General features: G+C 70.8%; 2 pseudogenes. Both read right to left on the bottom strand.

Annotated features, from left to right (window positions below):
* Nucleotides 1–274, bottom strand: a pseudogene (locus tag DEQ92_RS22475) (hypothetical protein); the annotation flags it as partial.
* Nucleotides 271–465 (bottom strand): annotated as a pseudogene (locus DEQ92_RS24325) (hypothetical protein); the annotation flags it as partial. The pseudogenes DEQ92_RS22475 and DEQ92_RS24325, both read right to left, overlap by 4 nt.

The raw sequence follows: 465 nt of genomic DNA on the forward strand, positions 1-465 counted from the left end.
AGCGGATGACGCTGACCCAGCCGACGAGTGCGAGCAGCGAGCCGACAAGCGGGATCCAGGCGAGCAGCGCCCAGACGACCGCACCTAGGAGCGCTGTGAGAATGGCGTGTTCGAACGTCAGGCTGGCTGTCCGTCGCCGAGAGACGACGTGTTCGGCCGCGACGTGGATCGCCGCCCCGCCGATGAGGAGACTCACGGCGAAGACGACGAGCCCTTCGAGGGGATCGAATCCGCCGGCCAGCGGCGGGGGTCCGGTGTACTGGAGAGCGATCATCGGTATCGAGGTCCGTCAGCGGGGTGTTCAGCGGCTGTGTCGTCGCTGCTCAGGCCGTCGATCGCCTGGCCGAGCGGCTCACCGAGCGTCCCGTCCAGCGACCGGCGGATCAGCGAATGGATCTGCGCGACGCGGTCCGGGACCGGGCCGGGGAGGTCCGCGCGCGGACCGCCCACCGACGCGGCGCTCGC

The sequence above is a fragment of the Haloferax sp. Atlit-6N genome (genome assembly GCF_003383195.1).
Taxonomy (GTDB): Archaea; Halobacteriota; Halobacteria; order Halobacteriales; family Haloferacaceae; genus Haloferax; species Haloferax gibbonsii.